12 protein-coding genes are annotated in these 13322 nt (G+C 65.7%); 7 read left to right on the plus strand and 5 right to left on the minus strand.

All coding sequences use genetic code 11. The annotated features are described in order from the left end of the window. Position 1: 1 nt before the first annotated feature. Both ACFXIV_RS30740 and ACFXIV_RS30745 read right to left on the minus strand, forming a co-directional pair. The gene (locus ACFXIV_RS30740) at positions 2-865 is read right to left on the minus strand and encodes an ABC transporter permease (RefSeq protein ID WP_379400759.1); all 864 of its coding nucleotides are present in this window, start codon (positions 863-865) and stop codon (positions 2-4) included. Between the two features lie 3 nt (positions 866-868). Further along, positions 869-1687: an ABC transporter permease gene (locus ACFXIV_RS30745; RefSeq protein ID WP_364609113.1), complete on the minus strand. Its 819-nt coding sequence runs from the start codon at positions 1685-1687 to the stop codon at positions 869-871. A 499-nt stretch (positions 1688-2186) separates the two neighbouring features. On the opposite strand from ACFXIV_RS30745, the gene ACFXIV_RS30750 reads away from it, so the two are divergent. Further along, complete coding sequence (locus ACFXIV_RS30750; RefSeq protein WP_379400760.1) at positions 2187-2852, plus strand: serine protease; 666 nt, start codon at positions 2187-2189, stop codon at positions 2850-2852. 52 nt (positions 2853-2904) lie between these two features. Here ACFXIV_RS30750 and ACFXIV_RS30755 read toward each other — a convergent pair whose 3' ends face one another. Next, a complete protein-coding gene (locus ACFXIV_RS30755; protein ID WP_379400761.1) occupies positions 2905-3537 on the minus strand; it encodes a hypothetical protein in 633 nt (210 codons plus the stop codon). A gap of 110 nt (positions 3538-3647) precedes the next feature. On the opposite strand from ACFXIV_RS30755, the gene ACFXIV_RS30760 reads away from it, so the two are divergent. The 6 genes from ACFXIV_RS30760 (at position 3648) to ACFXIV_RS30785 (ending at position 10837) form a co-directional block, all read left to right on the plus strand. Then, positions 3648-4946, plus strand: a complete 1299-nt coding sequence (locus ACFXIV_RS30760) for a cytochrome P450 (protein ID WP_379400762.1) — start codon at positions 3648-3650, stop codon at positions 4944-4946. Positions 4947-5239: 293 nt separating this feature from the next. Beyond that, entirely contained in the window at positions 5240-6145 is a 906-nt protein-coding gene (locus tag ACFXIV_RS30765) for an Ig-like domain-containing protein (RefSeq protein WP_379400763.1), read from the plus strand. 371 nt (positions 6146-6516) lie between these two features. Next, positions 6517-7446 carry a carbohydrate ABC transporter permease gene (locus ACFXIV_RS30770; RefSeq protein WP_379400819.1) on the plus strand — a complete coding sequence of 310 codons (930 nt, stop codon included), beginning with the start codon at positions 6517-6519 and terminating at the stop codon, positions 7444-7446. Between the two features lie 68 nt (positions 7447-7514). Then, positions 7515-8306: a carbohydrate ABC transporter permease gene (locus tag ACFXIV_RS30775; protein WP_379400820.1), complete on the plus strand. Its 792-nt coding sequence runs from the start codon at positions 7515-7517 to the stop codon at positions 8304-8306. Positions 8307-8325: 19 nt separating this feature from the next. Next, the gene (locus tag ACFXIV_RS30780; protein ID WP_379400764.1) at positions 8326-9657 is read left to right on the plus strand and encodes an ABC transporter substrate-binding protein; all 1332 of its coding nucleotides are present in this window, start codon (positions 8326-8328) and stop codon (positions 9655-9657) included. A gap of 100 nt (positions 9658-9757) precedes the next feature. Beyond that, positions 9758-10837: an ABC transporter ATP-binding protein gene (locus tag ACFXIV_RS30785; protein ID WP_379400765.1), complete on the plus strand. Its 1080-nt coding sequence runs from the start codon at positions 9758-9760 to the stop codon at positions 10835-10837. A gap of 41 nt (positions 10838-10878) precedes the next feature. On the opposite strand, the gene ACFXIV_RS30790 is transcribed toward ACFXIV_RS30785, so the two are convergent. Together ACFXIV_RS30790 and ACFXIV_RS30795 are read right to left on the minus strand one after the other, a co-directional pair. Then, positions 10879-12861 (minus strand): M13 family metallopeptidase, encoded by a 1983-nt coding sequence (locus ACFXIV_RS30790; protein ID WP_379400766.1) that lies wholly within the window; start codon positions 12859-12861, stop codon positions 10879-10881. A 50-nt stretch (positions 12862-12911) separates the two neighbouring features. Next, positions 12912-13316: a DUF397 domain-containing protein gene (locus tag ACFXIV_RS30795; protein WP_379400767.1), complete on the minus strand. Its 405-nt coding sequence runs from the start codon at positions 13314-13316 to the stop codon at positions 12912-12914. Positions 13317-13322: the final 6 nt, after the last annotated feature.

Genomic DNA, 13322 nt, shown 5'->3' on the forward strand with positions numbered 1-13322 from the left:
CCTATCCCGAGATCCGGATGCCAGGGTTCACGCCCCAGATCGCCAACGTCATGAACAGGTCGGCGAAGACGACCGCGATGATGCACAGCTTGATCGCGCGACCGGCCGCCACACCCACGCCCTCCGGGCCGCCGGAGGCGAAATACCCGTAGTAGCACTGGATGAACGTGGTGATCGCGACGAAGAGGATCGCCTTCAGCAGTGAGTACAGCACATCGTGCGGCACCAGGAATTGATAGAAGTAGTGCTGGAAGGTGCCTGTCGCGGTGCCGCCGACCAGGGACACGGTCAGCGAGCAGGAGATGTAGGCCAGCGGCAGCGCCACGCAGTACAGCGGCACGATGGCGATCATGGCCGCGATCATGCGGGTGCTGACCAGATACGGAAGCGGCCGGATGGCAACCGATTCAAGCGCGTCGATCTCCTCGGAGATGCGCATGGCGCCCAGCTGCGCGGTGAACCGGCAGCCCGCCTGCGCCGCGAAGGCGACCGTCGCCAGCATGGGCCCGAGCTCACGCGTGGTGGCGAAGGCCGAGATGGCGCCGGTGAGCGGGCTAAGGCCGAGCAGGTTCAGCGAGGTGTAGCCCTGGATGGCGACGGTCATGCCGCCGAACGCCGACAGGATCAGCACCACGCCGATGGTGCCGCCACCGACGATGAGATTGCCGTTGCCCCAGGTGACGTCGGACAGCAGCCGCCACACCTCTTTGGGGTAGTGCTTGAATGCGAGCGGCATGGAGCCGACCGAGCGCAGGAAGAAGAACACCTGGTGGCCGATGCGCGCCAGCCAGTCACGCGGCGAGTTGGCCGCGCCCTTGATCCGTTGGAACGGCCGCAGCAGCGGCGGTACGTACGTAGCTGACACGACTCAGACCACCTGCGGGGGGAAAAGGGTGTTGTACAGCTGCGTCATCATCAGGTTGACGCCGAAGAGCATGACCGCGGACATGACCACGGCGGTGTTCACCGCGTTCGCCACGCCACCGGGACCGCCCTTGGCGTTGAGCCCCGAGTCACAGGCGATGACGGCCGCGAACAGGCCGTAGATGAGCGACTTCAGCAGGGCCACAGCCAGATCCGCCGTGATCGCGAACGACGAGAACGTACTGATGTAGGAGCCCGGCGTGCCGTTCTGGACGAAGATGTTGAACATGTAGCCGGTCAGGAAGCCGACGAAAACCACGAAACCACACAGCAATACCGAAACCAGCATGGCCGCGCCGAGACGCGGAGCGACCAGACGCCGCATGGGATCGACGCCCATGACCTTCATGGCGTCGATCTCCTCGCGGATGGTGCGGGAGCCGAGGTCGGCACAGATGGCGGAACCGACAGCGCCGGAGATCATGAGCGCGGTGACCAGCGGCGCGCCCTGCTGAATGATGCCCAGACCGTTGGCCGCGCCGATGAAGGACGTTGCGCCGACCTGCCCGGCCACCGATCCGACCTGAATCGAAACGATGACGGCGATCGGAATGGCGACCAGCAGGGTGGGCGCCGCGGCGACATTCGCCATGAACGCGCACTGCCGGATGAACTCACGGTAGGGGAAGCGCCGGCGGAAGATCGCGATGAAAAGCTCGGCGACCGCGGCGACACCCATCGACATCATCCGGCCACCGGTTTCCAGCGACCGTTTCGGATGATCCTGCCAGTACGCCTTGGCCCAATCCACGGCCACATTCATCCGTGATGGTGACGGTGGGCTTCCCTGGTCCCCCGGGCTCTTGGTCAACTGCACTGACTACCCCTCTCGACGCCGGAGTTACCCGTCTCCGGCGACTGTTGCTGGACGCACCCTACTACGGAGTTAGGAAAAACACACCACCGATTGTGGTTCCGGTCATAGAGGCGGATCACTTTCGATGTATTGCTGTGAACAGCCACATCAGGGTCGGTTTACGGGGCAAAAAACCTGGCAGAGATCTAGAACTTGTTCTAGTTTTGAACTATCCACCGGTGTATGCAGACATCGACCGGGTAACAATTTGTAGGAACAAATTTATCGGAATTCGATAGCTATTGCGTATTGTCCCGTAATCCACATCCAACTAGGTATCGGCCGCGAACCGCGGCAGGACACGGCTACGCAACATGTGGCAGTACAACGAGCAACCGGGCTCGAATACTGACAGGATGAGTAACCGCAGGTTGAGATTCGTGCGGCTTCCGACGTCTGGAGGGACATGATCAAGAAACTCGCCGGGGCGACCGGCGCATTCGCCATTGCCCTGAGCACCGCGCTCTTCGGAATCGGAGCCGCTCACGCCGATGCAGCGCCCGCCGTCATCGGTGGCGGCTCCGGGATCATCATCGATGATCAGTACGAGTGCACGGTGACCACCATCGGTCACGACGGCGCCGGACGGCTGGTCGGCCTGACCGCCGGCCACTGCGGCGACGCCGGGTCCCGGGTCTGGGCCGAAAAGGATCGCGCCGCAGGACAGATCGGTCAGTTCGTCTACTCCAACCACGATCTCGACTACGCCGTCATCCAGTTCGATCCGGACCGTGTCATCCCGGTCAACCACATCGGCAATGTCACCATCACCGGGATCGGCGGCCCGCCCGGATTCCCCATGATCGTCTGCAAGGAGGGCCGCACCACCGGCAATACCTGCGGCATCGCCTGGGGCGACGTCTTCGACACCAACGTCGAGACCTGGAGTCAGATGTGCGTGGTGGAGGGCGATTCCGGCGCGCCGGTCGTCGTCGGCACCACCCTCGTCGGCATGGTCAACGCCTACCTGGCGGTGGCCTGCTTCGGCCCCGAGGTCGGCACCAACATGAGCTCGATCATGGCCGACCTCAACGGCCGGGGCAGCATCGGCTCCGGCTACATGGTGATCTGATCCCCGAACAATGCTGACCGGGGCGGTGATTCGGGAATCACCGCCCCGGTTGCTATTTGAGGGTGTTGACGCAGACGACGAAATTGCGTTCGTCGTAGACGTAGCCCTGGTCGCCGTCGGGACAGTCGTCGACGCTGCTGCTGTTCTGCACGATCGACACCACCTTCACACCCTCGGTGGCCGTGGTGGCGGTGCAGGGGATGCGGTGGGCCGCGTCGTTGCCGACGTCCATGCAGTCGCTGACCACCCAGTCGATGGTCAGGCAGAGGGCGCCGGTCTCCATACCATTGAGGGTTTCGTAGTAGACCTGGTCGGAATCCTTGCCGCACTGGGCATTGCGCGGGGCCTTGCCGGTCACCTTGTAGTTGGAGTCCTGGCTGCCGCAGCTCGCCTTCTGGATGCTGGCATTGTCGGTGGTGCCACCGAGCTGCACGCAGTCGCCGATCGAGGCCTGGAAGTCGGTGTTGCCGCCGCGGTCCGCGCGCGGGGTGGTGGTGGGCGCACCCGAACCGGGCTTGCCGGAGGGTTTGCCTGGGGTGGCGCCGGGGGCCTTGGTGGGGAGCACGATGTCGCCGGGGGCGGCCTGGGGATGGCCGGAAACGGTGGTCCCGCAGCCGGCGAGCAGCAGGGCGGCGGCGGAGATCGCGGGCAGGGCGATCCGGGCGGAAAGCTGCTGACGCAACACGGGCGAGTCCTATATTTCGAAACAAACAGATTTGACTTCTGTGCCCATGCATACACCACGGACACCGGGAAGATCGAACCGAGGCGGTCCGGCATTTCGTATAGGAAGCCATGAGCACCGACATCCTGGAGCGCTATCTCTCCTGGCGGCGCGGGCGCTACGGTGACCCCTTCCGGGTGCGGATGCCGGCCCTGGGACCGGTGCTCTTCACCGGCACTCCCGAGGGAGCGCGCGAGTTCTTCCGGGCCCCGGTGGACCTGCTGGAACCGCCGCTGCCCAATCCCATCGAGCCCATGGTGGGCGCGGCCTCGCTCATCCTGGCCCGCGACGGCCGGCACCGGCGCGAGCGGGCGCTGCTCGCGCCGGCATTGCACCGCAATCGAATCAGCGCCTACGGCAACACCATTCGCGAGGCGGCCCGGGCCGAGCTGAGCGGGGAGCGGACCGGAACCCCGTGGCGGCCCGGCACCCGCATCGATGCCCGGGCGGCGGCGCGGGCACTGACGCTGCGGGTCATCCTGGCGGCGGTGTTCGGCATCGACGATGCGGCGCGCCGAGCCGAATACACCACCGTCACAAAGGAATTCCTGGAGTCCTTCGGCAGCACGCTGTTCATGGTTCCGGCATTGCGGCGCAAGCTGTTCGGGCTGTCCGGCTGGGAGCGGTTCAGCACGGCGCGAGATCGGCTCGACGAACTCATCGACGCCGAGGTGGCGCGGCGGCGCGCGGACGGGGGCGGCGGGGCGGATCTGCTGGCGCTCATGCTGGACACTCGCTACGAGGACGGCAGTGCCATCACCGACACCGACCTGCGCGAGCAATTGCGCACCCTGCTGGTGGCGGGGCACGAGACCACGGCGACCGCGCTGGTGTGGGCGCTGTACCGGCTGCACCGGGAACCGGAGGCGCTGGCCCGGCTGCGCACCGAATTAGCCGCCGCCGGAAGCGATCCCGGCCCGGCCGAACTGATGGCGCTGCCCTACCTGGATGCGGTATGCCAGGAGACGCTGCGGTTGCATCCGCCGGTGCCGATCGTATTGCGCAGGCTCACCGGTGATTTCACGCTGCGCGGGGTGCCGCTGTCGGCGGGGGACACCATGGGGATCTCGGTGCACCTGCTGCACACCGATCCCGCGGTGTGGCCGCAGCCGCGGCGGTTCCGGCCCGAGCGGTTTCTGGAGCGCCGCTACAGCCCGTTCGAGTACGCCCCGTTCGGCGGCGGGCACCGGCGTTGCGTCGGTGCGGCGCTGGCCGATTACGAACTTCGCATTGTGCTGGCTACTGTATTGACCGATGTGCGGCTGCGGTTGTCGCCGCGGTTCGCGCGCGGGCCCGCGCCGATGTCGGTGCCGCACACCATCACGGTCGGGCCGCGCAGCGCCATCACGTTCGAGGTCGCCGGGTCCTGAAGGGACCTCAGTGATTTCGATCACAAGCAGGTTTCGGGAAGTGAGCACTCCGAATGCGGCCGCGCCGGTGTCACTTTCGGGGAATCGCCGATGTCATCGGCGCATTCGCGCCAGTCGAGTAACCAACCCGCAGACCCGTGACGCAGTGCACACCAGTTAGCCGGTATGCATAACTGGCAGAAGCCAATTGGCTTGCCGGACGGATCGCTGTAGTAATGGACGCGGGTTGGGACCTGCGCGGGTGAAGTGTGCCCGCAATCTGCGTGTGAACGAGGATCTGAGAGGACCGAGCTGTGCGCCATACCCGGTATCGGAAAACGGGACTGATCGCCCTCGCCGCCGTCGCGGCGACCGGAGCAGTGGTGGCAGCACCCGCCTCAGCGACTCCGCTATGGCCGGGCGGACCGGACGTACCTGGCGTGCCCTCCGCGGTCATGCCGCAGCCCGAGCCGGGCTCGCTGCCCACCGACCCGAATGCCAAGGCGCCGATTCCGCCCGCCAACTTCGCGGCCCCGAACGTCAGCCCGGGTGACGGGGATGTGGTCGGCGTGGCCATGCCGATCATCATCAACTTCAAGGACCCGGTCGGCGATCACGCGGCCGCCGAGAAGTCGATTCGCATCACCTCCACCAACAAGGTGAGCGGCCACTTCTACTGGATGGGCGACAAGCAGGTGCGCTGGCGGCCCGAGGACTTCTGGCCGGCCGGCTCCAAGGTGACCGTCCAGGCGGGCGGCACCGACGTCGCCTACCAGATCGGCGACGAGTTCATCACCACTGCCGACGACACCACCCACGAGATCACCGTGACCCACAACGGCGAGGTCGTGAAGACCATGCCGACCTCCATGGGCAAGAAGGATCACGAGACCCCGAACGGCACCTACATCATCAGCGAGAAGAACCGCAAGATGATCATGGATTCCTCCACCTACGGTGTGCCGGTGACCGATCCGCAGGGCTACAAGCTCGAGGTCGAGTACGCCACCCGCATGTCCAACAGCGGCATCTTCGTGCACGCCGCCCCGTGGAGCGTTGCGCAGCAGGGCGTTTCGGACACCTCGCACGGCTGCCTGAACGTCTCCACCGAGGACGCCAAGTGGTTCCAGGAGAACGTGAAGAAGGGTGACCCGGTGATCGTCAAGAACACCAACGGCGGCACCTTCTCCACCAGCGACGGCTGGGGCGACTGGAACTGACGCCCCCGCCTCTCCGAGCCTTCAGCGCACGGCAGAGAGCCGCTAACTCTCATGCACGCGTGCCGGCGGTTGAGAAGCGAACCGATTTCGGGGGTACCCGGTGAGTTACCCGGACACTTGCGAAATCAGTTGTCACCTTCATGGCGAGCGTCCCGCCCATTTGGGCGCGACGCTCGCCCGTTCTTGCTGTTGGCCGACCGTTCACATGAATTCGGTCTCGAAACAAGTTGGGCGGTCGTACGATTCGGCGCATGTCCGCGCCGCTCGAGGGTGTGACCGGTGAACAGTCGGTGGCGCGCGCCGATCGACAGTTCAGCGATCTTCCATCCGGAATTAACCAGTCAGTAGCCCCGAACCGCAAGGCTGCGCGGGTGCGATCTTGGCCCGAACGAGTACTCCCGACGCCCCCGGGGCGCGGGTGGCGAAGCAGACCCTGGCAGGACCATGCGCTCTTCGTGGTCCTGGTCGCGCCGAACCTGATTCTGCTGGGGCTGTTCGTCTATCGGCCGCTGGTCGACAATATCCGCCTGTCGTTCACCGACTGGAACATCTCGGCGACCAGCCTGAACTGGGTCGGTTTCGACAACTACACCGAGTGGTTCGGCCGCGACGACTCCTGGCAGATCGTCGGCAATACGGTGATCTTCACCGTCGCCGCCGTACTCGGCAGCATGGTGCTGGGCCTGGCGCTGGCCCTGCTGCTGGATCGCAAACTGTTCGGGCGCAATGTGGTCCGATCCGCCATCTTCGCGCCCTACGTCATCTCCGGCGCGGCCATCGGCGTCGGCTTCCAGTTCATCTTCGACCCCGGCTTCGGCCTGGTCCCGGATCTGCTGGAGCGAATGGGGATGCACTCACCCGACTTCGCGCAGAACCCGCACTGGGCACTGTTCATGATCACGGTCACCTATATCTGGAAGAACCTGGGCTACAGCTTCGTCATCTATCTGGCAGCGCTGCAAGGGGTTCGGGCCGACCTCATGGAGGCCGCCGAGATCGACGGCGCGAGCCGCTGGACCACCTTCACCCGGGTGTTGCTGCCGCAGCTGCGACCCACCACCTACTTCCTGTCGATCACGGTGCTGCTCAACTCACTTCAGGTCTTCGACCTCATCAATGTGATGACCCGTGGCGGGCCCATCGGCACCGGCACCACCACCATGATCTATCAGGTCTATCGCGAATCCTGGGTGAACCAGCGGGCCGGATACGGGGCGGCCGTCGCCACCATCATGTTCCTGGTGCTGCTCATCGTGACGCTGGTGCAGGTGCGCATCATGGACCGAGGGGACGAGAAGTGAACCGGCTCAACGCGCTGAGCGCTTTCCGCGACCGGGAACTGTGGGCCAAGGTGTTCGGCTACGCCGCCATGGTGTGCGTGCTGATCATCGTCGGCGTCCCGCTGTACTACATCCTCACCCGCTCCTTCATGGCGCACGGGGAGGTCTACTCCCAGCCGGTCAGCTACTGGCCCGAGCGCTGGCTGGCGTCGAACTACCACGACGCCACCACCACGCTGCCGTTCTGGCAGTTCCTGCGGAACTCGATCATCGTGACCGGCATCGTCTCGGCGGTGAAGTTCGTGCTGGGCGTGCTCAGCGCCTACGGGCTGGTGTTCCTGCGCTTCCCCGGCAAGAACATCGTGTTCCTGGTGATCATCGCGGCGCTCATGGTGCCCAACCAGATCACCATCATCTCCAACTACGCGCTCATCGCCCAGCTGGGCTGGCGAAACACCTTCCAGGGCATCATCGTTCCGCTCTGCGGCGTCGCGTTCGGCACCTTCCTGATGCGCAATCACTTCCTGTCGCTGCCGAGCGAGGTCATCGAGGCCGCGCGGATGGACGGCGCGGGCTGGTGGCGGCTGCTGACCCGGGTGGTGCTGCCCATGTCCGGACCCACCATGGTGGCGTTCGCGGTGGTCACGCTGGTGAACGAGTGGAACGAATACCTGTGGCCGTTCCTGATGGCCGACGACGCGCGGGTGGCCACGCTGCCGGTCGGCCTGACCCTGCTGCAGAACACCGAGAACCCGAGCGTCACCAACTGGGGTCCGGTCATGGCCGGGGTCATCCTGACCATGCTCCCCATCCTCATCGTCTTCCTGGTGCTCCAGCGCCAGATGATCAAGGGCCTCACCTCAGGTGCGGTCAAGGGTTAAGTCCCAGAAGGAGATTCCTGTGTCGGATTCACGTTTTCCCGCTCTCTCACGACGCGGGTTTCTCGGCTTGGCGGGCGCGGCCGCGGGTGCGGCGGCGCTGACCGCGTGCGCCGGATCCGGTGGCGGCGGCACGCAGGGCGGTGACTCGAAGACCATCACCTTCTGGTCCAACCACCCCGGCACCTCCAAGGACCAGGAGACCGAGCTGATCAACCGGTTCCAGGCCAAGTACCCGGACCTGAAGGTCAATCTGGTGGACGCGGGCAAGAACTACGAGGAGGTCGCGACCAAGTTCAACGCCGCGCTCTCCGGTGGTGAACTGCCCGACGTGGTCATCCTGTCCGACGTATGGTGGTTCAACTACGCGCTCAACGGCACCATCGAGCCGCTGGACAGCCACTTCTCCGCGGCCGGGGTGAACGTGTCCGACTACGTGGACACCTTCGTCGGCGACTACAAGTTCAACGGCAAGACCTGGGCGCTGCCGTACTCGCGCTCGACGCAGATCTTCTACTACAACAAGGACGTCTGGGCCAAGGCCGGACTGCCCGACCGCACGCCGAACAGCTGGGACGAGTTCGACGAGTGGGGCCCGAAGATCCAGAGCGTGATGGGCGACGGCAAGTGGGCGCACGGCTGGGGCGACGCCAAGAACTACCTGGCCTGGACCTTCCAGGGTCCGTGCTGGACCTTCGGCGGCGCGTACTCGGACGAGTGGAAGCTGAAGTTCAACGACCCGGCCACCATCAAGGCCGGAAACTACCTGCGCGACTCCATCAATACCAAGAAGTACGCCAGCATCCGGCCCACCTACGCCGTGGACTTCGGCAACGGCATCATCGCCTCGGCCATCGGCTCCACCGGAGACCTGAAGAGCATCAACACCAATGCGGCGGGCAAGACCCAGTTCGGCACCGGCTTCCTGCCGCACCCGAACGGGCTGGCGGGCTGCACCACCGGCGGCGCCGGCCTGGCGATCCCGTCGCGGATCAGTGACGCCCGCAAGGAGAATGCGCTGAAGTTCATCGAGTTCATCACCAATGCGGCCAACACCTCGTACTTCTCGCAGGCCACCGGCTATGTGCCGGTGCGCAAGTCGGCGCAGCAGGATCCGGGCATGCAGGACTTCCTGGCCAAGAACCCGAACTTCAAGACCGCGATCGACCAGCTGCCGCTGACCAAGCCGCAGAACTACGCGCGCGTGTTCGTGCCCGGCGGCGACCAGATCATCGGCACCGGGCTCGAGCAGATCGGCCTGCAGAACCGGGACACCGCAGCGGCTTTCGGCGACATCGCCAACCAGCTACAGACGATCATCGACCGGCAGATCACGCCCAAGCTGCCCAAGTAGAGACGCACCCGCACGCTGACGTCGGGGGCCGGAGGCCGCAGCGCCTGCGTAACCACGGCGGCCCCGGCAGCGTGAGCATTGGACAAGGAGAGACGCCGGCATGGCGACTGTGCAGTTCGAGGGAGTTTCCCTCACCTATCCGGGTGCGCCCGGCCCCGCGGTCGACGACCTGAATCTGGACATCGCCGACGGCGAATTCCTGGCGCTGGTCGGGCCTTCGGGCTGCGGCAAGTCCACCAGTCTGCGCATGCTGGCGGGTCTCGAAGCGGTGACCGCCGGGCGCATTCGGATCGGCGGACTCGACGTGACCGCCCTGCCGCCGCGTTCGCGCGACGTGGCCATGGTGTTCCAGAGCTACGCGCTCTATCCGAATATGACCGTGGCCGAGAACATGGGATTCGCACTGCGCAATGCGGGTATGAGCAAGGCCGACACCAGGGTTCGCGTCACCGAGGCGGCGGACATGCTGGAGCTGGAGGATCTGCTCGACCGCAAGCCCGCACGGCTGTCGGGCGGCCAGCGCCAGCGCGTCGCCATGGGCCGGGCCATCGTGCGGCGGCCGCAGGTGTTCTGCATGGACGAGCCGCTGTCGAATCTCGATGCCAAGCTGCGGGTTTCGACCCGCTCGCAGATCGCGGCCCTGCAGAAGCGGCTGGGCACCACCACCGTGTACGTGACCCATGATCAGGTCGAGGCCATGACCATGGGGCACCGGGTCGCGGTGATGAAGGACGGGAAGCTGCAGCAGATCGCCGCTCCCCGTGAGCTTTACGACGATCCGGTCAATACCTTCGTCGCCGGATTCATCGGCTCGCCCGGCATGAACCTGCTGACCGCGCCGGTCCGCGACGGTGCGGCTGTATTGAACGACCTGCGAATTCCCCTGCCGCACAATATCGACGGCAAGAACGTGATCGTCGGCATCCGGCCCGAATCCTGGGAGGTAACCACCGATGCGGGCAATACGCTCGCAGTCGAGGTGGAACTGCTCGAGGAGCTCGGCTCGGAGTCGTTCGTCTACTCGCACGGCGTGGCCGACGAATGGTCCAGCCGCTCCGGCCGGGTGGTCGCGCGGGTGGATCGGCGCTTCCAGGTCGCGCTGGGCGACCGTCTGCTCCTGACGCCCAAGCAGGACGAACTCTTCTTCTTCGACGCGGAAACCGAAGAGCGCCTGCGCTAGCCGGCCGGGCCCCCGCCGCCTCGGCGAGGGCCCGGTCCGGGCTACCAGATCTTCACGCGCTCAGCGGGATCCAGATAGAGCTCGTCACCCGGCCGCACACCGAAGGCCTGGTGGAAGCTGTCGAGGTTGCGGACCACGCCATTGCAACGGAACTCCGGCGGCGAGTGCGGGTCCACGGCGAGGCGGCGGATGGCCTCCTCGGTGCGCGCCTTGGTGCGCCACACCTGCGCCCAGCCGAAGAACACCCGCTGCAGGCCGGTGAGTTCGTCGAGGACGGGGGAGTCCTGGCCCTCGATGGCGATCCGGTACGCCTCCAGGGCGATCGAGAGACCGCCCAGGTCGCCGATGTTCTCACCGATGGTGAACTCGCCATTGACCTTGTGGTCCGCCGACAGGTCCTTGGGGGAGAACTGGTTGTACTGGTCGATCAAAGCCTTGGTGCGCTTGCCGAATTCGGTGCGGTCCGACTCGGTCCACCAGTCGACCATATTGCCGTCGCCGTCGTACTTGGAGCCCTGATCGTCGAAGCCGTGGCCGATCTCGTGCCCGATGACCGCGCCGATACCGCCGTAGTTGGCGGCGTCGTCGGCATTCATGTCGAAGAACGGGGGCTGCAGAATGGCCGCCGGGAAGACGATCTCGTTCATGCCCGGGTTGTAGTAGGCGTTCACCGTCTGCGGGGTCATGAACCATTCGCCGCGGTCCACCGGGCCACCCAGCTTGTTCAGGTCGCGGTCGTGCTCAGCGGCGTAGCCGCTGCGGTAGTTGCCCACCACGTCGGCCGGATCCACGGTGACCGCGGCGTAGTCACGCCACTCCTCCGGGTAGCCGATCTTGGGGGTGAACTTCTCCAGCTTGGCCAGTGCGGCCTGCCGGGTGTCCGGGCCCATCCACTCCAGCTCGGAGATATTGCGGCGGTAGGCCTCCTGCAGGTTCGCCACCAGCTCGACCATGCGGGCCTTGGCCTCCGGCGGGAAGTGCCGGGCCACATAGAGCTTGCCCACGGCCTCGCCCAGCAGGTCCTGCACCAGGGAGACGCCGCGCTTCCAGCGCTCCCGATTCTCCTGCGCGCCGGTCAGGGTGCGGCCGTAGAAGTCGAAGTTGGCCTCCACCAGATCCGCGGTCAGGTACGGCGCGCGGGCTTTCACCACCCGCCAGGCCGCCCAGGCCTTCCAGTCCGCCAGCGATTCCGAGGCCCACAGCTGGGCGAAGGTGCGCACGTAATCGGGCTGGCGCACGACGAGTTCCGCGAAAAGCTCCGCACCGGAGCGATCCAGTCCCGCGGCCAGCGCGGAAGTCCAGGCGGTCCAGTCGAATTCCGGGTTCTCGGCGGCCAGCGCGTCGAAAGTGGTGAGGTTGTAGCTCAATTCGGCATCGCGGCGGCGCACCACGTCCCAGTGACCCGCGGCCAGCTTGGTCTCCAACTCGAAAACCCGCTGGGCGTCATGGTCCAACCCGGCCAGCTCGAACATGCGGCGGATGTGGGCGACGTACTTCTCGCGGATCTCCGCGTATTCGTCCTTGTGGTAGTACGACTCGTCGGGCAGGCCGATGCCCGACTGGGTGGCGTGCACCAGATACCGGGCGGAGTTCTTGTCATCGGTGTCGACGTAGAAGGCCAGCGCGCCGCCCACGCCGGTGCGCTGCAGGCGGCCGATGAGCGCGGCGAAGTCCGAACGGTCGGCGACGCCGGCCACGGCGGCCAGCTCCTCGGCGATCGGGGTCAGGCCCGCCGCCTCGATGGCCTCGTCGGCCATGAAGCTGTTGTAGAGATCGCCGATCTTGCGCTCTTCGGTGCCGGGCGCGGCGTCGGCCGCCGAGGCGTCCTGGATGATCTTCTGCACATCCAGTTCCGCCTGGTCGTAGAGCGTGCGGAAGGCACCGTCCACCGCCCGGTCGGCCGGTATCTCGTAGTTCTCCAGCCATTTGCCGTTGACGTGCGCGAACAGGTCGTCCTGCACCCGTACGTCCGCGTCACGGAAGGACAGGTCGATACCGGAGGGAGGCGTCAGCTGCGAAGTCACGCAAACCAGTATGCACAGATCCGCCTCCCCGCGACTTGGGCGCAGGCAGCTCAAGCGGGCACTGGTATCCGGTCGAACTCCCCGTCGCGGGCCCCGGCGACGAAGGCGCGCCATTCGCCGGGGGTGTAGACCAGGGTGGTGTCGCGGTGCCGGAGGGTGGTGTGGCCGTCCGCACCGGTCTCCGCGCTGAGCGCGGTGCGGAGGGAGTGGCGGCCCAGCACAGCGGCCAGGAATGTCATCCATTCGGTCGCGGCGACGGTGATGATGGGCTCGTCTTCAAGGCGATGTTCCGGATTGCGCCGGTACTTGCTGTCGCGGATGAGCACCGCATCACCGTCGAATCGAACCTCCACGCACTGATTTCCGTTATTGGTACGGGACGACGTGAACCAGCCGCAGGTTACCGGCTGATAGTTCGCGGTGTTTAGCATGGGCAGCATTTTACCGTTACGCATGCGTAT

This window comes from Nocardia sp. NPDC059236 (genome assembly GCF_042754085.1).
Lineage (GTDB): Bacteria > Actinomycetota > Actinomycetes > Mycobacteriales > Mycobacteriaceae > Nocardia.